Here is a 24,562-nt window from a genome sequence, read left to right as displayed (position 1 = left end):
TCCTACCGCTCGGCGCCTGGAGCGTCGCTTGCGCACGGCCAGTCCTTCTTCGCGGTATAGCCGGTAGATGCGGTTGATACCCGATGCCTCGCCTTCGCGCCTGGGCAGAATGAACAGCCGCCGATAGCCGAAGCGCCGGCGCTCGTTGGCCAGATCGCGTAGCCGGCCGCGCAGTGCCGCCTCAGGTGGGCGACAAGAACGATACCGGATCATCTTGCGATCAGCGCCCACAAAGGAACAGGCCCGCCGCTCCGACAGGCCCACGAGGCCTGCAGATGCGCGACGGCTTCGCGCTTGGCGGCCGGCCCTACCATTTTTTTGACAGAAGCTCGCGCAGTGCCGACGCTTCCAGCATCTGGTCGGCGAGCAGCTTCTTCAGCTTCGCGTTCTCGTCTTCCAAGGCTTTCAGCCGTTTGGCATCGGAGACGTCCATCCCGCCATACTTCGCCTTCCAGTTATACAGCGTCGCCTCGGAGATCCCATGCTTGCGCGCCAGGTCGCCCGCCTTTGCCCCCGCTTCGTGCTCACGCAGAACCGCGATGATCTGCTCTTCCGTAAACCGCTTTCTCTTCATCAGTCCGTCCTTCAATCGAGGCCGGACTCTAATCTCAGATGGAGGAAAAACTCAGTGGCAGGTCATGACCCATCAACCATCGTCATGACTCCCAATTTCGAGTTCGTGGGACTCGATTTCGATTTGTTGTCAGGCCGCTTGCCCACAGTAGCAAAAGAACGCCTCGTCAATAAAAAGGGCGTACAAAGCGCAGTCGATGAAATGTCCATTGGTCTAAGGAGGATTCATTTCGTCGACGTAGCCAGTTCGTGACCTCGAGACCGGTTAACCGGGTGCCGAAGGAGCGTCAGCATAGCGGCGCCACAGGCGAGACGCGGGACCGCCACCCCCGGCGAGAGGTGCCGTACCGCGACTGATCTGCAGTCGCGTGCCATAGATGGTGGGTTTCGGATTCCGATCTCCGGCGGATGAAGGCCTAACGCCGATCGATTTCAGAGCTGCCGCCGCAGGCCCGTTTTCCGATTTCTACGCCGAAGCGCGCCGCCGCGCTATGCCAGAGCCAAACCGCTTTTCTCACCTGCTCCTGCTGCCATTATCTCCTCTGTGTCATCACCGAGCCGAAAACGGAGATGGGAACCGCGGATGAATTGTGCTCTGCCACGGGTCAGCACGGTTCCTGAGTCTGTGACGTTAGAGCGAATTGACCGCGCTCTGGATACACTGGCGCTTGCTATTCACAAGGCTGGCAAAAAAGGACAAGCGTATCTCCCAATTTACGAGCGTCTTGAAAGCGAAAGGAAGAAACTGATGGCAGAGACGGGCGCAATGCTGCGGGTCCAGGAACGGCTCAAACGATCTCGGGATCGAAAGGCAAAGCAATTTTTTTGAGCTCGTCGCGTCGCCATTGCAGTGATCCGCCCGAACCATACTCTACCCGCTCGATCGTATGGCCCATTAAGATTTTGCGAAGCTCACTGTCGAGGCCTGCCTCTTTCATACGATCCTCGAAACTGTGCCGAAGCGAGTAAATCTTGTGCTTCAGAGTCGGGAACAGTTTGTGGGTTTTGAAATACTTATTCAGGTTTGCTGAAAGTGCCTCTTCACGATTGCGGTAGCGCGGAAATCCCTGTGGACTTCTCTTAAAAACTTCCAAGGCGACGCCTACCAGCGGCACATCTCGCACGGACCATTCGGTCTTGATTTCGCGCGGATCATCGGCGTCCTCCCGTGGGGTGATGCGAATGTAGGGAACCGGTGTGTCAAGGAAGATCACGGTCTCGTCGAGATTGCATATCTCGCTTGGCCGTGCGCCTGTCTCGATCAGCGCCAAAACGCATCGGCGCGCTTGAGCATCCAGGGATGCTAAAGCGCCTGGCCTCATGATCTGATCGGATATCCATTTGGGTTCGAATGACGGGCGTTTACGACGGCGCTTGCCACGCTCCGAAAAGCGGAGGTCATCAAATGGGGTGCCTTTTTGTTCCTCGCCCAGATGAGCGAAATAGCGCCTGTAGAGGTCGCGCATGTTGCCGAGATCTCGATTGCCGGCCGAGGCGGAATGTGTTGCGGGTCCGACATCAGGCGACGGCGCAACGCGCTTGAGCCAAAATCGGTAGAAAGCCAGTCCATCCTCGCGCGTGATTTCACCGATGGGCTTGTCGCCGACCAGGGCGACAAAATTGCTGACGGCCCTCTGCTTTACTTTCCTCCACATTCGGCGCTGAGACTGGCTCTTGCCTGCAATTTCATGTGCCATGATCTCATCGGCATAGAGATCAAAAGCGTCTGAGATTTTGACCGGCGGCACCGGCACACCGCCAAGGAGAGCGTCGGCCACGGCGGGGGCCGCTTGAACGCGCTCCAGCGCTTCGACACGCTTCAAGATCGCATCAACATTCTGAAAGCCTGCCACTTGTCCGTTTGAAAGATAGGAGACCCCCATGGCTTCAGCTCGGCGGACGGCGTCGCGATACTGATCAAGTGCTGATCTTGTCTCGCCGCCGCAAAGAAGCACGGCCCACAGGGTCTTATCCGCGTCTTCAAGCCTGTCGCGCATTGCACGTGCCAGGCGACGCTCGTCCGTTCCCAAAGACTTGCGAATGAAGCTGCCTCGATCGTCGATGCCGGCCAGCTTGGCAGGCACTCGCCGATGGTAATAGAAAATCCCGTCGCGCCGGATGAGGTAGCGATCCGGGTCCCTGGCGGGCTCTGCGACGGCCTCTTTTCGCATGGGCCAATCTCGCGATGTATCTCAGTTTGTATCGCAGACTGTATCGCATTACGGCCAGAATTCCAAGTTCCCCCGAAAGAGGGGATTTGTCGGAATGATATTTCAACGAGTTAGGAGAGCCAGTTCACTAATTTGATGGTGCGGTCGAGAAGACTCGAACTTCCACGGGTTGCCCCACAGCGACCTCAACGCTGCGCGTCTACCAATTCCGCCACGACCGCACGTGGTAGGAGCCGGAACCAACCGGCCCGCGGCGTGTAGCAAATCGTTTCCGGTGAAACAAGTGCGCGGCCAGCAATAATCGGCCGGACATCGGCATAACTCTTCAAGGGGCCGAGCGTACCCGGAACTGGACGTTTGTACCGATTGCCGCCATATGAGTGGCGAGACGAGATATCATGACAGAACGCAGCCAGATCGCCACGTCGTTCCTGCCCTTGCCCGGCTCGGCGCCGGTCGAATGGCGCATCGAGCCCGGGCTCACTGCCTATCCCGATGCACTCGCCGTGATGGAGGCGCGCGCCGAGGCCATCCGCAGCGGCACCGCCGTCGAGATGGTCTGGCTGGTCGAGCACCCGCCGCTCTACACCGCCGGCACCAGCGCTCGCAGCGAGGACCTGATCGAGCCGGAGCGTTTCCCGGTCTTTGCCGCCGGGCGCGGCGGCGAATACACCTATCATGGGCCGGGCCAGCGCGTCGCCTATGTCATGCTCGACCTGAAGCGACGGCGCGAGGACGTACGCGCCTTCGTCGCGGCACTCGAGCAATGGATCATCGGCACACTGGCCTCCTTCAACGTACGCGGCGAACGGCGCGAGGACCGTGTCGGCGTGTGGGTGGTGCGGCCGGACCGCCCCGCTTTGCCCGACGGCTCGGCGGCCGAGGACAAGATCGCCGCCATCGGCATCAGGCTGAGGCGCTGGGTGAGCTTTCACGGCATTGCCATCAATGTCGAGCCGGACCTCAGCCATTTCAGCGGCATCGTGCCGTGCGGCGTCCAGGATCACGGCGTCACCAGCCTTGTCGATCTCGGCCTTCCCGTGACCATGGCCGACCTCGACCTGGCGCTGAAATCCGCTTTCGAGGACGTATTCGGGCCCGCCGCGGTGTCGCCTGTCGAAGTGTCCCGCAGGGCCGGCTGAAGCACTCGTCGAACGCCTGCGCCAAGGTGCGAAGGCGGCCCTCGCTCATCAGCGTCGAGCCCCATCCTTGAGCTCAGTCCTCACATCGCACCGATCCAGATTGCCATGGAAATGAGGAACGTGCTCATGCACACCAGCGAGACGACATCTTGAACAAGATCGGTCATAACTCTCTCCTGTTGTTAGTATGTTCATATTTTGTTCTAATTTTGTTCGAATGTCAACGATCCCAATCCCGGCATCGCCGGAATTGGGCTCGGTCATTTTCGGCAGGGTTAAGAATGGGTTGAGAGGGAGATGCCGACCGTTTTGGGCCGACAGCGCCCGCGGAAAGCGGCGGGACGGCGCACGCCAGCTCGCAGGCCGTCATCACCTCAATTGCAGCGCACCCTAAAGCGGCACGACCTTGCCGTCGGCGAGCGTCACGCGGCGGTCCATGCGCGAGGCGAGCTCGTGATTGTGGGTGGCGATGAGTGCCGCCAGGCCCGATTGCCGGACCAGCGCTGCCAGCGCCTCGAACACATAGGAAGCGGTCACCGGGTCGAGATTGCCGGTCGGCTCGTCGGCCAAAAGCACCAGCGGCGCATTGGCGACGGCACGCGCAATGGCGACCCGCTGCTGCTCGCCGCCGGAGAGCTCAGAAGGCCGATGCTGCGCCCGCTTGCCGATCTGCATATAGTCGAGCAATTGCGCCGCCCGCTCGGCCGCCTCCTTGCGCGGCAGCCCTTTTATCAGTTGCGGCATCATGATGTTTTCCAACGCCGAGAATTCAGGCAGCAGGTGGTGGAACTGGTAGACGAAGCCGACATCGTTGCGACGGATCGCCGTGCGCTCGTCGTCGGAAAGCCGGCCGCAGGCGCGCCCCGCCAGGATCACGTCGCCGGCGTCCGGCCGCTCCAGCAGCCCGGCCGTATGGAGCAGCGTCGACTTGCCGGTGCCCGACGGCGCCACCAACGCCACCATCTCACCACGCTTCAGCGAAAAATCGGCGCCATTCAGGATGGTCAGCTTGCGCGGCCCCTGCACATAGTGCCGCTCGACGCTCTTCAGCTCGATAATGGCCTCGGCCATCATTCGTACCTCAGCGCTTCGACCGGATCGAGCCTGGCCGCGCGCCACGCCGGAAACAGGGTCGCCAGGAACGACAGCGCCAGCGCCATGAGAACGACCGAGATCGTCTCGCTGGCATCCATGCGGGCCGGCAGCTGGCTGAGGAAATAAAGCTCGGGATTGAACAGCCGCTCGTTGGCCAGCCAGGAGAAGAACTGGCGGATGCGCTCGACGTTGAGGCAGATCACGACGCCGAGCAGCACGCCGGCGATGGTGCCGACAACGCCGATCGCAGCGCCCGTCATCAGGAAGATGCGCAGGATCGCGCTGCGCGTCGCTCCCATGGTGCGCAGGATGGCGATGTCGTGGCCCTTGTCCTTCACCAGCATGATCAGCCCCGAAATGATGTTGAGGGCCGCCACCAGCACGATCAGCGTCAGGATCATGAACATGACGTTGCGCTCGACCTGCAGCGCGTCGAAGAACGTCTTGTTGCGTTGCCGCCAATCGACAAGGCTGATCGGCCGCTGCGCCGCCTCTTCGACCTTCGGCTTCAGCGCGTCGATATTGTCGGGATTGTCGGTGTAGATCTCGATCGTCTGCGCCCGGCCGTCCATGTTGAAATAAAGCTGCGCTTCCGAAAACGGCATGTAGACGATGGAGCTGTCATATTCCGACATGCCGACCTCGAAGATCGCGGTGACCGGATAGCCTTTCATGCGCGGCGTCGTGCCGAGCGGCGTGACGTCGCCCTCGGGCGAGATCAGCGTGATCGTATCACCAAGCACAAGGCCGAGATTCTCGGCCATGCGGCTGCCGATGGCGACGCCCTCGCCGGTGTCGAAGCCGACGATCGAGCCCTCCTTGATGTTGTTGGCGACGATTGTGATCTTGCCGAGATCCTCGCCGCGTATGCCGCGCACCAGCGCGCCGGTGCCGCCGCCGACATTGCCTTGCGCCAGCACCTGCCCGTCGATCAGCGGGATGGCGTATTTGACGCCGGGCACGCCGTTGATGCGGCCGGCAAGCTGCGCGTAATCCTCCAGCGGCATGTCGAGCGGCTGCACGATCAGGTGCCCGTTGACGCCGAGGATGCGCGTCAGCAGTTCGGCGCGAAAGCCGTTCATGACCGCCATGACGACGATCAGCGTCGCGACGCCCAGCATGATGCCGAGGAAGGAGATCGAGGCGATCACCGAGATCACCGTCTCCTTGCGGCGCGAGCGCAGATAACGCCACGCCACCATGCGCTCGAAGCCGGAAAAGGGTCCTGCCGCCGAAGGTTTGGCTGCTGCCGCTTTGTTCATGCGGCGGCACCGAAACGCTTTTTCACGTCGCCGATCGGCAGCGTCTCGCGCTCGCCGGTCCTGCGGTTCTTGATCTCGACCTCACCGGCGGCGACGCCGCGCGGCCCGACGATCACCTGCCACGGGAGCCCGATCAGGTCGGCGGTAGCGAACTTGCCGCCCGGCCGCTGGTCGGTGTCGTCGTAGAGCACGTCCTTGCCGGCGGCGGCAAAAGCGGCATTCAGTTCGCCGCAGACGCGGTCGCATTCGGCATCGCCAGCCTTCATGTTGATCAGGCCGACATCGAACGGTGCCACCGCTTCCGACCAGATGATGCCGTTATCGTCATGGCTGGCCTCGATGATCGCCGCGACAAGCCGGGACGGGCCGATGCCGTAGGAACCGCCAGAGACGAAATGATCCTTGCCGTCCGGCCCGGTCACCTTGGCGCCCATCGGCCTGGAATATTTGTCACCGAAATGGAAGATATGCCCAACCTCGATGCCGCGCGCCGAGACCCGGTCGCCGGTCGGCACCTTCTCCCATGCCACCTCGTCATGCATTTCGTCGGTGGCGGCATAGGGCGTTGTCCACGTCTTGACGATCTCGGCGATCTCGGCGTCATTCGAAAAGTCGGTATTCGCCCCCGGAACATCAAGCGAGAGATAGTCGCGATGGCAAAACACCTGGCTCTCGCCGGTGTCGGCCAGGATAATGAACTCATGGCTGAGGTCGCCGCCGATCGGCCCGGTGTCGGCGCGCATCGGGATAGCCTGCAGCCCCATGCGCGTAAACGTCCTGAGATAGGACACGAACATGCGATTATAGGCGGCCTTGGCGCCTTCATAATCGAGGTCGAACGAATAGGCGTCCTTCATCAGGAACTCGCGCGAACGCATGACGCCGAAGCGCGGGCGCACCTCGTCGCGAAACTTCCACTGGATGTGATAGAGGTTGAGCGGCAGGTCCTTGTAGGACTTGACGTAGGAGCGGAAGATCTCGGTGACCATCTCCTCGTTGGTCGGCCCGTAGAGCATATCGCGGTCTTGCCGGTCCTTGATGCGCAGCATCTCCTTGCCGTAATCTTCATAGCGGCCGCTTTCGCGCCACAGCTCGGCCGATTGGATGGTCGGCATCAGGATTTCGAGCGCGCCGGCGCGATTCTGCTCCTCGCGAATGATCCGGCAGACCTTGTCCAGCACCCGTTTGCCGAGCGGCAGCCAGGAAAAGCTGCCCTGCCCCTGCTGGCGGATCATGCCTGCGCGCAGCATCAGCCGATGCGAGACGATCTCGGCCTCGCGCGGATTTTCTTTGAGGATGGGCAGGAAATAGCGCGACAAACGCATGGACTGGTCCGTGAGAGAGGATGGCGGCGCCGGAATCGGCGCAGCGCTGGCTTGCTTGCCCCGGCTTCATAGCCATTTCATGGCGGAATGGAAACCCGGCCCAGGCCCGGCATAGACGCCGCAATTGCCGCACACGGCTTGCTGGGCGTTTCGCAAGCAACGCCTGCCGTACTATTGTGCACTGCAGCACGAGATTGCCTGTTTCCGGGCAAAATTCTTCGTGACATTTTCACCCGCCTTAGGCTAGTGTGCCCCCATAACCGAGAGGGTAGAGAAAAATCTGCTCTCCTACGCGGTCAAAGTCTTGGGAGGATGCGATCTAGGCGCGGTAACTCGCTGCCGCCGGACACCGGAAACAGATCGGACGCGTTTAAATTGCAAGGCCTCGCGCCTTGCATTTTTTTTGTGCAATCATTTGGTTAGCACGACAGATTACCAAACTACATGACGTTGCGTCAGCCCAAACCCGCCCCGGCCTTTACTTTGGGTTGACCTTGCTGGCTCAGCTTGATTTCAGGGCGTCGGCTAGGCTGGGATAGCCGGACACGGTAGGTAGCCGGCTAATGCGCTGGGCTCTGGTTGAAATCCGGCACGATATGCGGGATGTCGTCGATACCGAGACCAAGCCCTCTCGTGATGCCGTAGAAGATACCCATGAGGATCAGCGTGGCGATCGTCGTGCGCAGCGCCGCGCGCAGCATATGCGGCCCGCGCGGTGCGCTCGGAACCGTGCCAAGCGTCACGTCCCGGTCCTCGTCCTGCGTCCGCATGCTGAACGGCAGGACGGCGAACAACACCACCCACCATGTGGCGAAGAACAGGGCGACAAACGAAACCCAGCTCATGCTTGCTCCAGTTCGACCAGCGTGCCGAAGAAATCCTTGGGGTGCAGAAACAATACCGGCTTGCCATGCGCGCCGGTCTTCGGATTGCCGTCGCCCAGCACGCGCGCGCCGCTGGCCTTGAGACGGTCGCGCGCCGCAACGATGTCGTCCACCTCATAGCAGACATGGTGCATGCCGCCGGATGGATTCTTCTCGAGGAATGCGGCGATCGGCGAGGCTTCGCCGAGCGGCTCCAGCAACTCGATCGTGGTGTTGCCGACATCGACGAACACCACCGTAACGCCATGCTCCGGCAGCGCTTGCGGCGCGGTCACGCGGGCGCCAAGCGTATCGCGATAGACCGCCGCAGCCGCAGCCAGATCCGGCACGGCAAGCGCAACATGGTTGAGGCGTCCGAGCATAGGTTTTCCTCAGGGCAGTAAGGCAATAGGGCAGTATGGGAGTAGGGAAAAATTACTTTCTCCCCCTACTGCCGTACTGCCCTACTCCCCTATTCCCTTACCTCGTGACGAACACCGTCACCAGCGGCTTCTTGCCCCAGGCTTCGTTGGCCGCGCCGCGCACCGCGCGCCGCACCGCCTCCTGGACCAGGTCGAGGTCTTTTCGGCGCTGGCGGGGGATGGAGTCCACGGCGCCGATTGCCGCATCGATCATCAGGTCTTCCAGGCTCTCGCCGCTGCCGTCGGCCTCGGCGACGCCGATGGCGACGAGATCGGGATCGCCGGCAAGCTCGTATTTGTCGTCGAGCACGACGTTGACGGCGACATGGCCGGCAAAGGACAGCTTGCGGCGGTGGCGAATGCCCATCGCCTGGTCGCTGCCGACCAGCCTTCCGTCTTTGTAGATGCGGCCGAACGGCACCTGGTCGATGATGGCCGCGGCACCCGGATACAGCCGGAGCATGTCGCCGTCGCGCACCTGCGCCACCTGGCCGATGCCGGACGTCGACATCAGCGAGCCCTGCGCCACTAGGTGCGCCGCCTCGCCATGCACGGGAACGCCGATCTGCGGCCGCACCCATTCATACATCTTGCGCAATTCGCTGCGGCGTGGATGGCCGGAGACATGCACCAGCGCGTCGCCGTCCTCGATGATCTTGATGCCGAGATCGATCAGGCGGTTCTTGATTTCGAGGATCGCCTTCTCGTTGCCGGGAATGGTGCGCGAGGAAAACACCACCGTGTCGCCGGCCGTCAGCGCCACCGATTTCATTTCGTCGCGCGACAGCTTGGCGAGTGCGGCAAGCGGCTCGCCCTGGCTGCCGGTGCAGATGATGACGAGGTTTTCGCGCGGGATGAAGCCGTAATCCTCCTCGGCGATGAATTCCGGCAAGCCGTCCATATAGCCGAGTTCATCAGCCACATCGATGACGCGCTTCATCGAGCGGCCAAGCACCAGGCACTGGCGGCCGGCATCGCGCGCCGCCTTGGCGATGGAGACGATACGCCCGACATTGGAGGAGAAGCTGGTGACGGCGACCCGCCCCTTGGCGTTCTGGATGACGCTCTTGAGGCCCTCGCCCACCGCCACTTCGGACGGCGATTCCCCTTCCCGCATCGCATTGGTGGAATCGCAGATCAGCGCCAGAACGCCCTTGTCGCCATAGGCGCGGAAGCGCGCCTCGTCGGTCATCGGCCCGACCGTCGGCGCCGGATCGATCTTCCAGTCGCCGGTATGGATGACGACGCCGGCCGGCGTGGTGATCGCCAGCGACATCGGTTCGGGAATGGAGTGCGCGACGGGAATGGCTTCGATCTCGAACGGGCCGACGGTGAATTTCTCGCCGGCCCGGTAGATCGTCACCGGGATCTTCGGCGCCCCTTGCTCGCCCTGCCGCTTGGCTTCCAGCAGGCCGGCGCTGAACGGCGTCATCCACACCGGCGCCTTGAGCTTCGGCCAGATGTCGTGCAGCGCCCCGTAATGGTCCTCATGCGCATGGGTGATGACGATGCCGCGCAGATTGGCGACATTCTCCTCGATGAAGCGGGTGTCGGGCAGTACCAGGTCGACGCCGGGCAGGGTTGCATCGGGAAAAGTGACGCCAACGTCGACGACGATCCATTCGCGCGCATTGGCCGGCCCATAGCCGTAGAGGGCGAAGTTCATGCCGATCTCGCCGACACCGCCGAGCGGCACGAAGACAAGTTCGGCGTTTTCCGCTGTCGCCATGGTCTTTCCTTCCTTGCCGGTCAAAAATTGTGGGCCGGTCAAAATTGTCGGCCGGTCAAATTCAAGCTGGTCAAATACCTGGCCAGTCAAGCGTATTGGCCGGTCAACCGCCAGCCGAGGCAACCGCGCCGAAATGCACGTCGCCGGCAGCGATCGTCAGAACCGAACCTTGATCGTCGCGGATCACGAAACGGCAGCCCTCGTCAATGGTCTCGAAGGTGCCGCGCACCACATTACCGTCAATTCTGACAGCAACCTGCCCGCCAAGCCCCGCCGCACGCGCCAGCCAGCGCCGCCTGACCGCGGCAAGCCCGCGCCCTTCGTTCCACAGCCGCGCATTCTCGCTCCAAGCATCCGACAGCGCCAGGAACAGCGTCTCGGCGTCGCAAGCAGATCCCAACGCGTTGAGCGACGTCGCTGGATAGGGCAAATCCTCAGGGTATGCCACCACATTGACGCCGATGCCGACAGCCACTGCCGAACGGTCGCTATCCAGCATCGCCGATTCCAGCAGGATGCCGGCGAGCTTGGCGCCCGAGGCAAGCACATCGTTCGGCCATTTCAGTTCGAAACGGTTCTTGCCTTGGCTCGCACCGTCGAGGCCGATCGCGATCCTGCCTTTCGGCACGACGGCATCGAGCGCGTCGGCCAGCGCCAGTCCGGCAACGAAGCCGAGCGTCGCGGCAAGTCGAAGCTCGGTGTTGGTGATCACCAGCAGCGTCGCCGCCAGATTGCCCTCGGGCGTCGCCCAGGCGCGGCCGCGGCGGCCACGCCCGGCTTCCTGCTTTTTTGAGACGACCCAGAGTTTGCCCGGATCGCCGGCCCGCGCGTGCTCCAGCGCCAGCGCATTGGTGGAGCCGACCGTATCGTGCGCCTCGAGCCGGAACCCTTCCGAAGCCGCGGTTGGAGCCAGCCTGAACGTCATTCCGTTAGAAGAAAGTCTTGGCCGCGGCTGCCGCGTAGGTTCCGATCAGGCCGCCGATCAGCACGTAGAACAGCACGAAGGCGCCGCAGACACCGAGCACGACGCGCAGCTCGGTCGCCATCGGCACGAAGCCGCCGACCGGTTCGTCGAACCACATGATTTTGATGATGCGCAGATAATAATAGGCGCCCACCACAGAGGCCAGCACGCCGATGATCGCCAGCGCGTAGAGATTGGCATTGATGGCGGCGAGGAACACGTACCATTTCCCCCAGAAGCCGGCGAGCGGCGGGATGCCGGCCAGCGAGAACATCAGGATGGTGAGGATCGTGGCCATGATCGGATTGGTCGCCGACAGGCCGGCGAGATCGCTGATCTGCTCGACATTGCCCTCCTTGCGCCGCATGGCGAGGATGAAGGCGAAGGTGCCGAGCGTCATCACCAGGTAGATCAGCATGTAGATGGCGACGCCGCGCACGCCGTCCTGACTGTTCGCGGCAAGGCCGACCAGTGCATAACCCATATGGCCGATGGAGGAATAGGCCATCAGCCGTTTGATGTTGGTCTGGCCGATGGCCGCGAAGGCGCCGAGCGCCATCGAGGCGATCGAGATGAAGACGATGATCTGCTGCCAGTCGGCCGCGATCGGCTTGAAGGCGCCCATGGTGACGCGCACCATCAGCGCCATCGCTGCCATCTTCGGTGCCGCCGCCAGAAAAGCCGTCACCGGCGTCGGCGCACCTTCATAGACGTCGGGCGTCCACATATGGAACGGCACCGCCGAGATCTTGAAGGCAAGGCCGGCCAGCACGAAGACCAGGCCGAACACGAGGCCAAGCTGACGCTCGCCGCCGCTCAGCGCCGCGGCGATCTCCTGGAAGCCGGTGTTGCCGGTGTAGCCGTAGACCAGCGAGATGCCGTAAAGCAGCATGCCCGACGACAGCGCGCCAAGGACGAAGTATTTCAGCCCGGCCTCGGTCGAACGCAGATTGTCGCGGTTGATCGCCGCCAGCACGTAGATCGCCAGCGACTGCAGCTCGAGGCCGAGATAGAGCCCGATCATGCCGTTGGCCGAGATCATCAGCATCATGCCGAGCGTGCAGAGCAGGATCAGCACCGGATATTCGAACTTATCGAAACGCTCCGCCTGGGCAAAGCGGACCGACATGACCAGCGTCACCGCCGAGCCGATCAGCGCCAGCACCTTCATGAAGCGGGCGAATGGATCCTGGATGAAGGCTTCGCCATAGGCGTTGCCCTGCCCCGGCGAAAAGATCAGCCAGGCGCCGGCGATCACCAGCACGGCGACCGCAAGGCCGCTCACCGTGACGGTGGTGTTGGCGCGCGAATAGGCGCCGAGCATCAACAGCGCCAAGGCGCCGATGGCGAGGATCAGCTCTGGCGTCGAGAGCGACAGGCTGGAGAGAAGGTCCGGCGTCATGGTTCGCAAAACCCCCAGTCAGTTCGCCGCCGCGGTCTGCGCGGCGCCGATGGATGCGGTGACATTGGTAACGAGCGCCTTGACCGATTCGGCCGTCGCGTCGAAGATCGGCGCCGGATAGACGCCGAAGAAGATGACCAGCGCGACCAGCGGATAGATGATCACCTTCTCGCGCGTCGACAGGTCGAGCAGGCCTTTCAGGCTTTCCTTGGTCAGCGCGCCGAAGATCACCTTGCGATAGAGCCAGAGCGCATAGGCCGCCGACAGGATGACGCCGGTCGCGGCGAAGAACGCCACCCAGGTGTTGACCCGGAACACGCCGAGCATGGTCAGGAACTCGCCGACGAAACCGCTGGTGCCGGGCAGGCCGACATTGGCCATGGTGAAGATCATGAACACGGTTGCATATTTCGGCATGTTGTTGACCAGCCCGCCATACGCGTCGATGTCACGCGTGTGCATGCGGTCGTAGACGACGCCGACGCAGAGGAACAGCGCGCCGGAGACCAGGCCGTGCGACAGCATCTGGAAGATCGAACCCTGGACGCCTTCCTGGTTCATGGCGAAGATGCCCATGGTAACGAAGCCCATGTGAGCGACCGACGAATAGGCGATCAGCTTTTTCATGTCCTCCTGCATCAGCGCCACCAGCGAGGTGTAGATGATGGCAACGACGGAGATCGTGAAGATCAGCGGCGCGAACATTTCGGATGCGATCGGAAACATCGGCAGCGAAAAACGCAGGAAGCCGTACCCGCCCATCTTGAGCAGGATGGCGGCCAGGATCACCGAGCCGGCCGTCGGCGCCTCGACATGCGCGTCCGGCAGCCAGGTATGCACCGGCCACATCGGCATCTTCACCGCAAAGGAGGCGAAGAAGGCAAGCCATAGCCAGGTCTGCATATTGGCCGGGAAATTGTGCGTCAGAAGCGTCGGGATGTCGGTGGTGCCGGACTGGAAGAACATCGCCATGATGGCGAGCAGCATCAGCACCGAGCCGGCCAGCGTATAGAGGAAGAACTTGAACGAGGCATAGACGCGCCGCTTGCCGCCCCAAACGCCGATGATGATGAACATCGGGATCAGCCCGGCTTCGAAGAAGACGTAGAACAAGACGATGTCGAGCGCGCAAAACACGCCGATCATCAGCGTCTCCAGCAACAGGAAGGCGATCATGTAGGCTTTGACGCGCTTCTCGATCGCTTCCCATGAAGCCAGGATGCAGAGCGGCATCAGGAAGGTGGTCAGGATGACGAACAGCATCGAGATGCCGTCTACGCCCATATGGTAGGAGATGCCGGAATCCAGCCAGGCAAACTTCTCGACGAATTGGAAGCCGGGCTGCGAATTGTCGAAGCCGGTCCAGATGAACAGCGAAATCACAAACGTGAACGCGGTCGTGAACAGCGCGATGGCGCGGATGTTGCGGCGCGCGTTCTCGCTGTCGTCGCGCACGAAAAGGATGAGCAGCACACCAACCAGCGGCAGGAAGGTGACCAGCGATAGGATCGGCCAGGCGGTCATCAGAGCATCATCCAGGTGACGAGTGCGGCAACGCCGATCAGCATGGCGAAGGCATAGTGGTAGAGATAGCCGGTCTGCAGCTTGACGACCCGGTTGGTGACGTCGACGACGCGCGCCGAAATACCATCCGGCCCGAGCCCGTCGATGACCGTGCCGTCGCCGGTCTTCCACAAGAAGTGGCCCAGGCGCTTTGCCGGCCGCACGAACAGGAAGTCGTAAAGCTCGTCGAAATACCATTTGTTGAGCAGGAAGGCGTAGAGCAGGCGATGGTTGGCGGCGACGCTCCGAGGCATTTCCGGCGCGCGAATGTAGAACTGCCAGGCTATCGCAAAGCCGATCAGCATGGCGATGAACGGCGACAGCTCGACCCACAAAGGCACTTCGTGGATTTCGTGCAGGATGTGGTTGTCCGGCAGCGTGAACAGCGACGCCTTCCAGAATTCGGCATAGCCCTCGCCGATGAAGGCGCCGTGGAAGATCACGCCGGCGAACAGCGCGCCCGCCGCCAGGATGAACAGCGGAACCAGCATGACGGGCGGCGATTCATGGACATGGTGCATGACCTCGTGGCTGGCCCGCGGCTCGCCATGGAAGGTCATGAAGATCAGCCGCCAGGAATAGAAGGAGGTGAAGCAGGCGGCAATGACCAGCAATATGAAGGCAAACGCGGCGACCGCATTGTGGCCGGCGAACGCCGCTTCGATGATGGCGTCCTTGGAAAAGAAGCCGGCCGTGCCGATGATCGTTACCGGGATGCCGACACCGGTCAGCGCCAGCGTGCCGATCACCATCATCCAGTAGGTCGTCGGGATGAGCGTCCTCAGGCCGCCCATCTTGCGCATGTCCTGCTCGTCGGAGACGGCGTGGATGACCGAGCCCGAGCCGAGGAACAGCAGCGCCTTGAAGAAGGCGTGGGTGAACAGATGGAAAATCGCCGCGCCATAGGCGCCGACGCCGAGCGCCACGAACATGTAGCCGAGCTGCGAACAGGTCGAATAGGCGATGACGCGCTTGATGTCGTTCTGGACGAGACCGACTGTCGCCGCGAAGAAGGCGGTGAAGGCGCCGATGAAGGTGACCACCGTCAGAGCCGAATGCGACAGCTCGAACAGCGGCGACAGCCGCGCCAGCATGAACACCCCTGCCGTGACCATGGTCGCGGCATGGATCAGTGCCGAGACGGGCGTCGGGCCTTCCATGGCATCCGGCAGCCAGGTGTGCAGCGGCACCTGCGCCGACTTGCCCATGGCGCCCATGAACAGGAGCAGGCAGACGACCGTCATCGCAGCCTGCTTATCGAGTGCATAGCCGAGGAAGGTCAGCACGGCCGCGCCTTGCGGCGCGCCTTCCGCCGGAATGAACGTCGCCGCATTGGCGAAGATGGTTCCGAGATTGACCGAGCCGAACAGCACGAACACGCCGAATATGCCGAGCGCAAAGCCGAAGTCGCCGACGCGATTGACGATGAACGCCTTGATCGCAGCCGCATTGGCCGACGGCTTCTTGTACCAGAAGCCGATCAGCAGATACGAGGCAAGGCCGACGCCTTCCCAGCCGAAGAACATCTGCACGAGGTTGTCGGCCGTCACCAGCATCAGCATGGCGAAGGTAAACAGCGACAGGTAAGCGAAGAAGCGCGGCCGGTTCGGGTCGTGATGCATGTAGCCGATCGAGTAGATATGGACCAGCGCCGACACCGTATTGACGACGACCAGCATCACCACGGTCAGGGTATCGATCCGCAGCGCCCACGCCGCCTCGAGGCCGCCCGACTGGATCCAGCGCATCACCGGCACGGTGAACACTTCGCCGCCGCCGAAGCCGACGGAGAACAAGGCGACCCACGACAGCACAGCCGCGATCACCAGGAAGCCGGATGTGATGTATTCGGAAGCCTTGGCGCCGAGCGAGGTGCCGAACAGGCCGACGATCAGAAAGCCAAGCAGCGGAAGGAAGACGATGGCCTGATACATGGTGGTTCCGTCAACCCTTCATCATGTTCACGTCTTCGACCGCGATCGAGCCGCGGTTGCGGAAGAAGACGACGAGAATGGCAAGGCCGATCGCCGCTTCGGCCGCCGCGACCGTCAGCACGAACAGTGCGAACACCTGGCCGACCAGATCACCGAGCGCCGCCGAAAAGGCGACGAAATTGATGTTGACCGCAAGCAGGATCAGCTCGATCGACATCAGGATGACGATGACGTTCCTGCGGTTCAGGAAGATGCCGAACACGCCGAGCGTGAACAGGATCGCCGATACGGTCAGGTAGTGCGCGATGCCGACGACCATCTCAGACTCCTTCGCCCGTCTTGACCTTGCGGATTTCCACTCCGGTTGCCGCCGTGCGGCCGACCTGGGCGGCTATCGACTGCCGCTTGACGCCCGGCTTGTGGCGCAGCGTCAGCACGATGGCGCCGATCATGGCGACCAGCAGCACCAGCCCCGCCACCTGGAAGTAATAGAGGTAATCCGTATAGAGGATGTCGCCGAGCGCTGCCGTGTTCGAGCGCGCGGCCAGGTCCGGAATGGGTTTCGCGACCGTCGCCGCCAGTTTCGGCGCGAATGTATAGCCGCCGAGCACGACGATCAGCTCCGCCGCCAGGATCAGCCCGACCAGCGCGCCGATCGGTGCATATTGCAGGGCGCCTTCCTTCATTTCGGCGAAGTCGACGTCGAGCATCATGACGACGAACAGAAACAGCACCAGCACCGCGCCGACATAGACGACGAGCAGGATCATCGCCAGGAACTCGGCGCCGGTCAGCATGAACAGGCCGGCGGCGTTGAAGAAGGTCAGGATCAGGAACAGCACCGAGTGCACGGGATTGCGCGCCGATATGACCATGAACGCCGATGCCACCGCGACAAAGGCGAAGAGGTAGAAAAAGGCCGCCTCTAGTCCACTCAGCATGGGTTCCCCCGGGTTTCCTGTCAGAACAGGACGCTCGTCCTGTTTTTTGCCACCGCCTCCGGCTGGCAAGTTGCGTGTTCCTTAAACGAGGGCCCTCGCCCCGTCCATGCGTCAAATATCAGCGGTAAGGCGCATCCAGCGAGATGTTGCGCGCCAGCTCACGCTCCCAGCGGTCGCCATTGGCCAGAAGCCGATCCTTGTCGTAATAAAGCTCCTCGCGCGTCTCCGTCGCGAATTCGAAATTCGGGCCCTCGACGATGGCGTCGACCGGGCAGGCTTCCTGGCAGAAGCCGCAGTAAATGCATTTCACCATGTCGATGTCGTAGCGCACGGTGCGCCGCGTGCCGTCATTGCGGCGCGGGCCGGCTTCGATGGTGATGGCCTGCGCCGGGCAGATCGCCTCGCACAATTTGCAGGCGATGCAGCGTTCCTCGCCGTTCGGATAACGGCGCAGCGCATGTTCGCCGCGGAAGCGCGGGCTGACCGGCCCCTTCTCATGCGGATAGTTGATCGTCTCCTTCGGCGCGAAGAACTGGCGCATCGACAGGAAGAAAGCGCTGACGAAATCCTGCAAAAGCAGCGACTTGGCGGCCTGGGAAAGAGCGGACATCAGGCAAACCCCGTGATCTTGAGGAAAGCGGCGGTGGCGACCACCATGAACAGCGAGATCGGCAGGAAGACCTTCCAGCCGAGCCGCATCAGCTGATCGTAGCGGTAGCGCGGCACGAACGCCTTCACCATCGAGAACATGAAGAACACCAGGCAGACCTTGAGCACGAACCAGATCAGCCCCGGCACCCAGGTGAACGGCGCGAAGTTGAAGGGCGGCAGCCAGCCGCCAAGGAACAGGATGGTGGCCAGCGCGCACATCAGGACGACGGCGACATATTCGCCGAGGAAAAACAACAGGAACGGCGTCGAGGAATATTCGACCATGTGGCCGGCGACGAGTTCCGATTCGGCTTCCACGAGATCGAACGGCGGACGGTTGGTCTCGGCCAGCGCCGAGATGAAGAAGACGATGAACATCGGGAACAGCGACAGCCAATGCCAGTCGAGGAAGGTGTTGGGCAGGCCGAGCCGCGTGCCAAGCCCATCCTGTTGCGACAAGACGATGTCGGATAGGTTGAGCGAGCCGACGCAAAGCAGCACGGTGACAATGACGAAGCCGATCGAGACTTCGTAGGACACCATCTGCGCCGCCGAGCGCAGTGCGCCGAGGAACGGGTATTTCGAATTGGAGGCCCAGCCGCCCATGATCACGCCATAGACCTCGAGCGAGGAGATGGCGAAGACATAGAGGATGCCGACATTGACGTTGGCGATAGCCCAGCCTTCATTGACCGGGATAACCGCCCATGCCGAGATCGCAAGCACCGCCGACACCAAGGGCGCCAGCAGGAAAACGCCCTTGTTGGCGCCCGACGGAATGACCGGCTCCTTGAAGACGAACTTTAGCAGATCGGCGAATGCCTGCAGCGTGCCCCACGGGCCGACGACGTTCGGTCCGCGGCGCAATTGCACCGCCGCCCAGATCTTGCGGTCGGCGTAAAGCACGTAGGCGACGAAGATCAACAGAACGACAATCAGCACGACGGACTTCAAAAGGATCAGCAGCGCCGGCAGCACGTAGAAGGAGAAGAAGGTGTCCATGTCTACTCCGCCGCCTGCCTGAAGCCGTTCTTCGCCAAAGCCGAGCACTCGGCCATCACCGCGGAAGCCCGCGCGATCGGGTTGGTCAGGTAGAAATCCTTGACCGGCGAGGTGAAGGTGCCCTTGTTCAGCCGTCCGCCGAGCTTGGCCACCCTGGCGATGTCGGCCGGATCGCCGGCCACGACATGGTCGATCCGGGCGAGATGCGGGTATTCCGCATAGAGCTTAGCGCGCAGCTGCGGCAACGAATCGAACGGCAGCTTCTTGCCCAGTACATCCGACAGTGCCCGAAGGATCGCCCAGTCCTCGCGCGCTTCGCCGGGCGCAAAGCCGGCCCGGTTGGTCTGCTGCACGCGACCTTCGGTGTTGACGAAGGTGCCCGACTTCTCGGTATAGGCGGCGCCCGGCAGGATGACGTTGGCGCGATGCGCGCCCTTGTCGCCATGCGTGCCGATATAGACGACGAAAGCGCCGCCGGTCTTCGCCATATCGATTTCGTCGGCGCCGAGCAGGAACAGCACATCGGTCTCGCCCAGCATGCCGGCGACGTTCCTGCCGCCCTCGCCCGGCACGAAGCCGACATCGAGGCCGCCGACGCGTGCCGCGGCGGTGTGCAGCACGGCAAAGCCGTTCCAGTCGGCCCTTGCGGCATTGACGGCGACGGCGAGCTTCGCCGCCTGGCCAAGCACGGCCGCGCCGTCCGGACGCGCCAGCGCACCCTGTCCGACGATGATCAGCGGATGCGTCGCCTTCTTCAGCAGCTGGAAGAACTTGCCGTTGCCGTCGGCCAGATCCTTCAGCGATTCCGGCCCGGCGCCGAGTTGCTCGTAGTCATAGCGCGTATCGCCGACATCGCCGATGACGCCGACCGGCAGATTGCCGGCCCGCCAGCGCTTGCGGATGCGGGCGTTGAGCAAGGACGCCTCGAAGCGCGGATTGGCGCCGATGATCAGCACCGCATCGGCCTGTTCGATGCCTTCGATGGTCGGGTTGAAGACATAGCTCGCCCGGCCGAGCGACGGATCGAGTGCGGCACCGTCCTGGCGGCAGTCGGTGTTCTTCGAGCCGAGCGAAGCCATCAGAAGCTTAAGCGCGTAGATCTCCTCGACGGCGGCAAGATCGCCGGCAATGGCACCGATCTTTTCGGGTGCCGCATTCGACACCGCTTCCTTGATCGCGGAAAAAGCCTCGGCCCAGCTTGCCGGGGCCAGTCTGCCGTCCTTGCGCACATAGGGGCGGTCGAGGCGCTGCGTGCGCAAGCCGTCCCAGATGAAGCGGGTCTTGTCGGAAATCCATTCCTCGTTCACCGCCTCGTTGGTACGCGGCAGTATGCGCATCACTTCGCGGCCCCGGCTATCGACGCGGATCGCGGAGCCGACGGCGTCCATCACGTCGATGGATTCTGTCTTGGTCAGTTCCCACGGCCGTGCCTGGAAGGCGTAGGGTTTGGAGGTCAGCGCACCGACCGGGCAAAGGTCGATGACATTGCCCTGCAGTTCCGACGTCATCGCGCTTTCGAGATAGGTGGTGATCTCGGCATCCTCGCCGCGGCCGATCAGGCCGAGCTCGGATATGCCCGCAATCTCGGTGGTAAAGCGGACGCAGCGCGTGCAATGGATGCAGCGGTTCATGATCGTCTTGACCAGCGGCCCGATATACTTGTCTTCGACCGCCCGCTTGTTCTCGTGGTAGCGCGAGGAATCGACACCGAACGCCATTGCCTGGTCCTGCAGGTCGCACTCGCCGCCCTGGTCGCAGATCGGGCAATCCAGCGGATGGTTGATCAGAAGGAATTCCATCACGCCTTCGCGCGCCTTCTTGACCATCGGCGTGTTGGTGAAGATTTCCGGCGGCTCGCCGTTCGGGCCGGGGCGCAGGTCGCGCACGCCCATGGCGCAGGACGCCTGTGGCTTGGGCGGGCCGCCTTTCACCTCGATCAGGCACATGCGGCAATTGCCGGCGATCGACAACCGCTCATGGAAGCAGAAGCGCGGCACTTCCGCGCCGGCGTCCTCGGCCGCCTGCAGCAGCGTGTAGTGGTCGGGTACAGTGATCTCTTTCCCGTCGACCTTGAGCTTTGCCATTTCGCCTCAAACCCCTGCGGACGTTCCGCAATCTTTCCTTCCGGGCGCAGCCGACACCGCGCACGATATTGAATTCACTTTTTGGCCCCGGCCAATGCGGCCGCCTGACCGATCCAGCCGTCGCGGCCGATGCGGCCCTTCAACGACAGGTAATCTTCGACCCAGGCGATCTCTTGCGGCGTCCACGCGGCGATCTGGGCGTATGTCCAGATGCCAAGGCCGTTCAGCACCTTTTCCAGTTTCGGCCCGATGCCCGATATCACCTTGAGGTCGGCGGGCTCGGCTGGCCGGTCCATCGGCTTGGGCTGCTTGAAATCCTCCGGCATCAGCCCGGCCGACGCGTCCGCTGCAACGGTGCTGGCATTCGCCAGGCTCCGCGCCGCACTGCTCGTCGCAATGTCGGTCACATCGTTGGCGAAGGACTGCGCCTCGGCAATCAGGGTTTTGGTGGCTGCGCGCGCCTTTGTCGAGGAGCTTTTGCCGGTCGCGGAAACGCGTTCCGTTCGGGTCTCGAAATCGTCGGCGACCGGCTGCCAAAGCCGCTGCGAGGTCTCGGCCGCGCCTGAAAGCACGCCCATCCAGATACCAAAGGCGTGGTTGGCAAGGCCGATACCGAGTGCCGTCATCGCCGCCGCGCCCGCGACAGGATGCGCCAGGAGATTGACGGCATTGGCCATCTCCCTCGGCATCATCGTGGTCCGGTCCTGGTTCATCTTCAACAACGGGTCCATATCGGGCGTAAAATCGTCGGGTATCGAAAACAGCGACATCGGTGGTCTCCTGGGGTGGTCTCCTGGTCGTTTCCGTCTGCCCCGCGCTCGTTTCCTCGTTTCGGGCATTCGCCCGCATTTCTGAATTCTTCTATTCCGCCGCAACCAGCACCGGTTCGGCGCGGTGTGCGTTGCGCGAAAACTCGTCGATGCGCCGCTCCACCTCGCCGCGGAAATGCCGCATCAGGCCCTGGATCGGCCATGCCGCCGCATCGCCCAGCGCGCAGATCGTGTGGCCCTCGACCTGCTTGGTCACGTCGAGCAGCATGTCGATCTCGCGCTTCTGCGCTTCGCCGCGCACCAGCCGTTCCATCACCCGCCACATCCAGCCGGTGCCTTCACGGCACGGCGTGCACTGGCCGCAGCTTTCGTGCTTGTAGAAATAGGAAAGTCGCGCGATCGCCTTCACGATATCGGTCGATTTGTCCATGACGATGACAGCCGCCGTGCCGAGGCCCGATTTCAGGTCGCGCAGCGCGTCGAAATCCATCGGCGCGTCGATGATCTGCCCGGCCGGCACCAGCGGCACCGAAGCGCCGCCCGGAATGACCGCCAGCAGATTGTCCCAGCCGCCGCGAATGCCGCCGCAATGCGTCTCGATCAGCTCGCGGAACGGGATCGACATCGCCTCTTCGACGGTGCAGGGATTGTTGACGTGGCCGGAGATGCAGAACAGCTTGGTGCCGACATTGTTGGGCCGGCCGAAGGACGAGAACCAGGCGGCCCCGCGGCGCAGGATGGTCGGCGCGACCGCGATGGACTCGACATTGTTGACCGTCGTCGGGCAGCCATACAGGCCGACATTGGCCGGAAACGGCGGCTTCAGCCGCGGCTGGCCCTTCTTGCCCTCGAGGCTTTCGAGCAGCGCCGTTTCCTCGCCGCAGATATAAGCGCCGGCGCCATGGTGCATGTAAATGTCGAAGTCGTAGCCGGAGGTGTTGTTCTTGCCGATCAGCTTGGCCGCATAGGCCTCGTCGATGGCGCGTTGCAGCGCCTCGCGCTCGCGGATGAACTCGCCGCGCACATAGATGTAGGCGGCGACCGCGCCCATGGCGAAGCCGGCAAGCAGGCAGCCTTCGACCAGCGTGTGCGGGTCGTGGCGCAGTATGTCGCGGTCCTTGCAGGTACCGGGCTCGGATTCGTCGGCATTGACGACGAGATAGCTCGGCCGGCCGTCGCTTTGCTTGGGCATGAACGACCATTTCAGCCCGGTCGGAAAGCCGGCGCCGCCGCGGCCGCGCAGGCCGCTCGCTTTCATCTCGTTGACGATCCACTCGCGCCCCTTGGCAACGATGCCGGGAGTGTTGTCCCAGGCGCCGCGCGCCATGGCGCCGGCCAGCGACTTGTCGAAGCGGCCATAGATGTTGTTGAAGATGCGGTCTCTGTCCTGAAGCATTGCTCGTTCCTCAGACCGGCTTCTTGCCGGTCGGCCGGCTCTTGTTTCCGGGCGACGGCCTGGCCGCAGCCTTAGCCGGGTTGACCTTGGCCTCCGGCGCTTTGAAAGCAGACGCCGGCTCGGCCTTGTTCTTGGGCCCTTTGCGCTGTTTCGAGACGTCCTCGACCTGCGGCTCGGCCTTGTTGGCATTGGCGGCCGAATGCAGCGGCGCTGCAACGCTCGCCGCCTTTTCCGCCGCGGGCGCGACTTTCGCCGCCGACGGCGATTTCAGCGCCGGGCTGGTCTCGACCGTATCGGTCTTCGGCTTGCTGGCACTCGAGGGCGCAACTGGCGCCGGTGCGGCAGGAGCAACTGGCGAAGCCGCTGCGGGTACTGCGGCGGCAGCCGCTGGCGCCGCTTCCTTGGCGGCCTTGGCCGCCGCCCTGGTTTCCCGGTCGCGGGTCGCCTTGAGGATCGCCTTTTCGCTCTTAAGGGTCGTCAGGCCGCTGGCCGGCTCTGAGGTGATGCGGCCATTTTGCGGTCCCGGTTTCACCGTGGCGCCCTTGCCGGCGTCATAGAGGTCGATGATCTCGGCAAGCCGCTCCGGCGTCAGATCCTCATAGGTGTCTTTGAATATCATCACCATCGGTGCGTTGACGCAGGCGCCGAGGCACTCGACCTCTTCCCAAGAAAGCGTGCCCTTGTCGTTGGTGTGGAACTGGTCGTGATGGATCTTCGAGCGGCATACATCCATCAGCGCTTCGGAGCCGCGCAGCATGCAGGGCGTGGTGCCGCAGACCTGGATATGGGCGCGCGTGCCGACCGGATTGAGCTGATATTGCGTATAGAAGGTGGCGACTTCGAGCCCACGGATATAGGGCATGCCGAGCATGTCGGAGATCGTCTCGATCGCCGCCTTGGTCACCCAGCCTTCCTGCTCCTGCGCCAGCATCAGCAAGGGGATAATCGCGGATTGCTCGCGCCCTTTCGGATATTTCTTGATCCACTGCTTCGCCGCTGCCGCATTCGCCCGGTTGAAGGCGAAGGAGGCTGGCTGGAGGCTGGCTTCTGCGAGACGGCGGACTGACATGGAGTTTCGCTTCTTCGGTTTCTACTGGCTAGGGCTATCGGCGCGATAGCAATCCTCGGATTGCCCAAGCACACATACAAACTCTTCATTCCCACGCTTTAGGCGAACGTACTCGTCGTAACGGTCATTCCACCAAGTTACGCGTCCACAGTCGCGGGGCCGTGCCAAGCTCGGTACCTCTGCGACAAAAGTCCTCTCACTTTT

At 62.7% G+C, this 24,562-nt stretch carries 21 protein-coding genes, 1 tRNA gene and 1 pseudogene; 2 read left to right on the top strand and 21 right to left on the bottom strand.

Features of this window, described 5'->3' with window-relative positions; translation table 11 throughout:
• Positions 1 to 574, bottom strand: a pseudogene (locus tag NKI19_RS07690) (transposase); the annotation flags it as partial.
• A 54-nt stretch (positions 575 to 628) separates the two neighbouring features.
• On the opposite strand from NKI19_RS07690, the gene NKI19_RS07685 reads away from it, so the two are divergent.
• Positions 629 to 826 (top strand): hypothetical protein, encoded by a 198-nt coding sequence (locus NKI19_RS07685; RefSeq protein ID WP_352567621.1) that lies wholly within the window; start codon positions 629 to 631, stop codon positions 824 to 826.
• A 535-nt stretch (positions 827 to 1,361) separates the two neighbouring features.
• On the opposite strand, the gene NKI19_RS07680 is transcribed toward NKI19_RS07685, so the two are convergent.
• Together NKI19_RS07680 and NKI19_RS07675 are read right to left on the bottom strand one after the other, a co-directional pair.
• A complete protein-coding gene (locus NKI19_RS07680) occupies positions 1,362 to 2,744 on the bottom strand; it encodes a DUF6538 domain-containing protein (RefSeq protein WP_352567620.1) in 1,383 nt (460 codons plus the stop codon).
• A 136-nt stretch (positions 2,745 to 2,880) separates the two neighbouring features.
• Positions 2,881 to 2,965 (bottom strand) — tRNA-Leu (locus NKI19_RS07675).
• 177 nt (positions 2,966 to 3,142) lie between these two features.
• Between NKI19_RS07675 and lipB the strand changes: the two genes are divergently transcribed.
• Positions 3,143 to 3,886, top strand: a complete 744-nt coding sequence (gene lipB / locus NKI19_RS07670) for a lipoyl(octanoyl) transferase LipB (protein ID WP_352490234.1) — start codon at positions 3,143 to 3,145, stop codon at positions 3,884 to 3,886.
• 390 nt (positions 3,887 to 4,276) lie between these two features.
• Here the strand turns inward: lipB and NKI19_RS07665 are convergent, their stop codons facing one another.
• The 18 genes from NKI19_RS07665 to nuoE form a co-directional block, all read right to left on the bottom strand.
• Positions 4,277 to 4,960 carry an ABC transporter ATP-binding protein gene (locus tag NKI19_RS07665; RefSeq protein WP_254818120.1) on the bottom strand — a complete coding sequence of 228 codons (684 nt, stop codon included), beginning with the start codon at positions 4,958 to 4,960 and terminating at the stop codon, positions 4,277 to 4,279.
• Entirely contained in the window at positions 4,957 to 6,243 is a 1,287-nt protein-coding gene (locus tag NKI19_RS07660; RefSeq protein ID WP_352490235.1) for a lipoprotein-releasing ABC transporter permease subunit, read from the bottom strand. The genes NKI19_RS07665 and NKI19_RS07660 overlap by 4 nt, the downstream gene beginning before the upstream one ends.
• The gene (gene proS, locus NKI19_RS07655) at positions 6,240 to 7,568 is read right to left on the bottom strand and encodes a proline--tRNA ligase (protein WP_352567619.1); all 1,329 of its coding nucleotides are present in this window, start codon (positions 7,566 to 7,568) and stop codon (positions 6,240 to 6,242) included. The genes NKI19_RS07660 and proS overlap by 4 nt, the downstream gene beginning before the upstream one ends.
• A 560-nt stretch (positions 7,569 to 8,128) precedes the next feature.
• Positions 8,129 to 8,413 (bottom strand): DUF1467 family protein, encoded by a 285-nt coding sequence (locus NKI19_RS07650; RefSeq protein WP_352490237.1) that lies wholly within the window; start codon positions 8,411 to 8,413, stop codon positions 8,129 to 8,131.
• Positions 8,410 to 8,814, bottom strand: coding sequence for a methylmalonyl-CoA epimerase (gene mce, locus NKI19_RS07645; RefSeq protein WP_352490238.1), 405 nt, complete (start codon positions 8,812 to 8,814; stop codon positions 8,410 to 8,412). Before mce ends, NKI19_RS07650 begins: the two co-directional genes overlap by 4 nt.
• Positions 8,815 to 8,911: 97 nt before the next feature.
• Positions 8,912 to 10,582, bottom strand: coding sequence for a ribonuclease J (locus NKI19_RS07640; RefSeq protein ID WP_352567618.1), 1,671 nt, complete (start codon positions 10,580 to 10,582; stop codon positions 8,912 to 8,914).
• Positions 10,583 to 10,685: 103 nt separating this feature from the next.
• On the bottom strand, positions 10,686 to 11,507 hold the full coding sequence (locus NKI19_RS07635) for a biotin--[acetyl-CoA-carboxylase] ligase (protein WP_352567617.1): 822 nt from the start codon (positions 11,505 to 11,507) through the stop codon (positions 10,686 to 10,688).
• 4 nt (positions 11,508 to 11,511) lie between these two features.
• Positions 11,512 to 12,948 carry an NADH-quinone oxidoreductase subunit NuoN gene (gene nuoN / locus NKI19_RS07630; protein WP_352490241.1) on the bottom strand — a complete coding sequence of 479 codons (1,437 nt, stop codon included), beginning with the start codon at positions 12,946 to 12,948 and terminating at the stop codon, positions 11,512 to 11,514.
• An 18-nt stretch (positions 12,949 to 12,966) separates the two neighbouring features.
• Positions 12,967 to 14,472: an NADH-quinone oxidoreductase subunit M gene (locus NKI19_RS07625; protein ID WP_352951106.1), complete on the bottom strand. Its 1,506-nt coding sequence runs from the start codon at positions 14,470 to 14,472 to the stop codon at positions 12,967 to 12,969.
• Positions 14,472 to 16,445, bottom strand: a complete 1,974-nt coding sequence (nuoL, locus tag NKI19_RS07620; RefSeq protein WP_352490243.1) for an NADH-quinone oxidoreductase subunit L — start codon at positions 16,443 to 16,445, stop codon at positions 14,472 to 14,474. The genes NKI19_RS07625 and nuoL overlap by 1 nt, the downstream gene beginning before the upstream one ends.
• 10 nt (positions 16,446 to 16,455) lie before the next feature.
• On the bottom strand, positions 16,456 to 16,764 hold the full coding sequence (gene nuoK / locus NKI19_RS07615; protein WP_023676620.1) for an NADH-quinone oxidoreductase subunit NuoK: 309 nt from the start codon (positions 16,762 to 16,764) through the stop codon (positions 16,456 to 16,458).
• 1 nt (position 16,765) lies between these two features.
• Positions 16,766 to 17,386 carry an NADH-quinone oxidoreductase subunit J gene (locus NKI19_RS07610; RefSeq protein WP_023676621.1) on the bottom strand — a complete coding sequence of 207 codons (621 nt, stop codon included), beginning with the start codon at positions 17,384 to 17,386 and terminating at the stop codon, positions 16,766 to 16,768.
• 118 nt (positions 17,387 to 17,504) lie between these two features.
• The gene (gene nuoI, locus NKI19_RS07605) at positions 17,505 to 17,996 is read right to left on the bottom strand and encodes an NADH-quinone oxidoreductase subunit NuoI (protein WP_023676622.1); all 492 of its coding nucleotides are present in this window, start codon (positions 17,994 to 17,996) and stop codon (positions 17,505 to 17,507) included.
• Positions 17,996 to 19,039: an NADH-quinone oxidoreductase subunit NuoH gene (gene nuoH / locus NKI19_RS07600; RefSeq protein WP_292663045.1), complete on the bottom strand. Its 1,044-nt coding sequence runs from the start codon at positions 19,037 to 19,039 to the stop codon at positions 17,996 to 17,998. The genes nuoI and nuoH overlap by 1 nt, the downstream gene beginning before the upstream one ends.
• A gap of 2 nt (positions 19,040 to 19,041) precedes the next feature.
• The gene (nuoG, locus tag NKI19_RS07595) at positions 19,042 to 21,123 is read right to left on the bottom strand and encodes an NADH-quinone oxidoreductase subunit NuoG (RefSeq protein WP_352710948.1); all 2,082 of its coding nucleotides are present in this window, start codon (positions 21,121 to 21,123) and stop codon (positions 19,042 to 19,044) included.
• A gap of 74 nt (positions 21,124 to 21,197) precedes the next feature.
• Positions 21,198 to 21,893 carry a helix-hairpin-helix domain-containing protein gene (locus NKI19_RS07590; RefSeq protein ID WP_352490245.1) on the bottom strand — a complete coding sequence of 232 codons (696 nt, stop codon included), beginning with the start codon at positions 21,891 to 21,893 and terminating at the stop codon, positions 21,198 to 21,200.
• Positions 21,894 to 21,984: 91 nt separating this feature from the next.
• Positions 21,985 to 23,289: an NADH-quinone oxidoreductase subunit NuoF gene (gene nuoF / locus NKI19_RS07585; RefSeq protein WP_352490246.1), complete on the bottom strand. Its 1,305-nt coding sequence runs from the start codon at positions 23,287 to 23,289 to the stop codon at positions 21,985 to 21,987.
• A gap of 10 nt (positions 23,290 to 23,299) precedes the next feature.
• Positions 23,300 to 24,358, bottom strand: a complete 1,059-nt coding sequence (gene nuoE, locus NKI19_RS07580; RefSeq protein WP_502899247.1) for an NADH-quinone oxidoreductase subunit NuoE — start codon at positions 24,356 to 24,358, stop codon at positions 23,300 to 23,302.
• Positions 24,359 to 24,562: the final 204 nt, after the last annotated feature.

This window comes from Mesorhizobium sp. M0751, from assembly GCF_040320265.1.
Classification (GTDB): domain Bacteria; phylum Pseudomonadota; class Alphaproteobacteria; order Rhizobiales; family Rhizobiaceae; genus Mesorhizobium.
Note: the sequence above shows the minus strand (reverse complement) of the source record. Positions and strands in the feature narration are given on the sequence as shown.

Bases quoted from the DNA above. Each gene is read 5' to 3' on its own strand.
- nuoN (WP_352490241.1), bottom strand. From the start codon at position 12,948: ATGACGCCGGACCTTCTCTCCAGCCTGTCGCTCTCGACGCCAGAGCTG.
- NKI19_RS07635 (WP_352567617.1), bottom strand. From the start codon at position 11,507: ATGACGTTCAGGCTGGCTCCAACCGCGGCTTCGGAAGGGTTCCGGCTC.
- NKI19_RS07625 (WP_352951106.1), bottom strand. From the start codon at position 14,472: ATGACCGCCTGGCCGATCCTATCGCTGGTCACCTTCCTGCCGCTGGTT.
- nuoK (WP_023676620.1), bottom strand. From the start codon at position 16,764: ATGGTCGTCGGCATCGCGCACTACCTGACCGTATCGGCGATCCTGTTC.
- NKI19_RS07680 (WP_352567620.1), bottom strand. From the start codon at position 2,744: ATGCGAAAAGAGGCCGTCGCAGAGCCCGCCAGGGACCCGGATCGCTAC.
- nuoF (WP_352490246.1), bottom strand. From the start codon at position 23,289: ATGCTTCAGGACAGAGACCGCATCTTCAACAACATCTATGGCCGCTTC.
- NKI19_RS07665 (WP_254818120.1), bottom strand. From the start codon at position 4,960: ATGATGGCCGAGGCCATTATCGAGCTGAAGAGCGTCGAGCGGCACTAT.
- nuoI (WP_023676622.1), bottom strand. From the start codon at position 17,996: ATGTCCGCTCTTTCCCAGGCCGCCAAGTCGCTGCTTTTGCAGGATTTC.
- mce (WP_352490238.1), bottom strand. From the start codon at position 8,814: ATGCTCGGACGCCTCAACCATGTTGCGCTTGCCGTGCCGGATCTGGCT.
- proS (WP_352567619.1), bottom strand. From the start codon at position 7,568: ATGCGTTTGTCGCGCTATTTCCTGCCCATCCTCAAAGAAAATCCGCGC.
- nuoL (WP_352490243.1), bottom strand. From the start codon at position 16,445: ATGTATCAGGCCATCGTCTTCCTTCCGCTGCTTGGCTTTCTGATCGTC.
- nuoH (WP_292663045.1), bottom strand. From the start codon at position 19,039: ATGGACACCTTCTTCTCCTTCTACGTGCTGCCGGCGCTGCTGATCCTT.
- NKI19_RS07650 (WP_352490237.1), bottom strand. From the start codon at position 8,413: ATGAGCTGGGTTTCGTTTGTCGCCCTGTTCTTCGCCACATGGTGGGTG.
- lipB (WP_352490234.1), top strand. From the start codon at position 3,143: ATGACAGAACGCAGCCAGATCGCCACGTCGTTCCTGCCCTTGCCCGGC.
- nuoG (WP_352710948.1), bottom strand. From the start codon at position 21,123: ATGGCAAAGCTCAAGGTCGACGGGAAAGAGATCACTGTACCCGACCAC.
- NKI19_RS07590 (WP_352490245.1), bottom strand. From the start codon at position 21,893: ATGTCGCTGTTTTCGATACCCGACGATTTTACGCCCGATATGGACCCG.
- NKI19_RS07660 (WP_352490235.1), bottom strand. From the start codon at position 6,243: ATGAACAAAGCGGCAGCAGCCAAACCTTCGGCGGCAGGACCCTTTTCC.
- nuoE (WP_502899247.1), bottom strand. From the start codon at position 24,358: ATGTCAGTCCGCCGTCTCGCAGAAGCCAGCCTCCAGCCAGCCTCCTTC.
- NKI19_RS07610 (WP_023676621.1), bottom strand. From the start codon at position 17,386: ATGCTGAGTGGACTAGAGGCGGCCTTTTTCTACCTCTTCGCCTTTGTC.
- NKI19_RS07640 (WP_352567618.1), bottom strand. From the start codon at position 10,582: ATGGCGACAGCGGAAAACGCCGAACTTGTCTTCGTGCCGCTCGGCGGT.